The organism is Variovorax sp. P4_D9 (genome assembly GCF_056401695.1).
In genome coordinates this window covers 1-1,010 of the sequence record NZ_JBFUIU010001563.1, presented here as the reverse complement: position 1 = coordinate 1,010, position 1,010 = coordinate 1, and the positions used below count along the sequence as shown (strand labels likewise).

2 protein-coding genes are annotated in these 1,010 nt (G+C 60.5%); both read left to right on the top strand.

Translation table 11 applies throughout. From position 1 onward, the window contains the following. Positions 1-128, top strand: a 128-nt coding sequence (locus AC1DY5_RS56915) for an SDR family oxidoreductase (protein WP_478122920.1), incomplete at its 5' end; no start/stop codon positions are given. Between the two features lie 698 nt (positions 129-826). Next, positions 827-1,006, top strand: coding sequence for a hypothetical protein (locus AC1DY5_RS56910; RefSeq protein WP_478122919.1), 180 nt, complete (start codon positions 827-829; stop codon positions 1,004-1,006). Positions 1,007-1,010 lie beyond the last annotated feature (4 nt).

The window sequence follows — 1,010 nt, the reverse complement described above, 5'->3', positions numbered from 1 at the left end:
CAGCCATTCCGCTCGGCCGCTATGGCCGGCCCGAAGAGATCGCAGCGGCAGTAGCCTTCCTCGCAAGCCCCGACGCCAGCTTCATCACGGGCATTTCACTCGACGTTGACGGAGGAGCTGCGGCGTGATCGCCAAAACTCGGCCATGGCAGGGCGTGAAACTCAAAGTCTGTCTGAGTAGCGAACGTGGCTTTTCGGGACCGCCGCACAGACACCCTAGCCCTGGCTCCCGCCCGGCTCCACGATTCAGGTCTCTTTCCGCGTCCTTGAGAGGGTGGCACGCAGTCTCGACGCACATCTGGACCGTCAGCAAACCGCATCCTTGCGGAAGTCCCCGGTTGTCGACCAAGTGGCAGCAAGCAATTCTTAACCGGTCACTGGCTTCCGCTTGCTGAACGTCGGCTCCTGGCCGACAGTTCTGGTTCGAGGTCCAAGCTCGAACGCGTGCTCCAGACTGTCTGCTGTCCTTCGAGTTTGGCTGCCGAATGACGGTGGTCGCCGAAACCCGACCTTGGCCCTTTGCTTGACGGACGTCCGGTCTACTTTGGAACTTGACCTCGGCGTCATCGTCATGAATCAGCATGGGTGGCAACGGACGATCAGGACGACATCGTGCGCGAACGACAGCCTCCGCAAGTCGCGAATCGGAGCTTCGGGCCCACTGCGGACATTCGGCCGGCGATATTAATTTTCGCGAAACGGTCGTTTGCCCTGAACGGTTCAATGTTCAAAGCTTTCAGACGTGGTCCGCACGCGATCAAAGAGTCCTCGACGTGGTGCGTAACTCGCCCCGCCGATCGCTTGGCCTCGAAAGAGGCTTTCGATCTGTGCACGAAAGCACTGAAGACGCATCGGCCTGGATCGACTTCGAGTCGAGCGTCGACTCCTTTCCGAGCTGGATGGAGGCCTTTGACGCTGGATGCGTGGAGCTGTTCAAGTTGGTGCCCGACGAGCGCAGTGGGCCCAGGTTGACAGGCGAGGACGAAAACGCCGACCCGGTCGGTTGAGCAC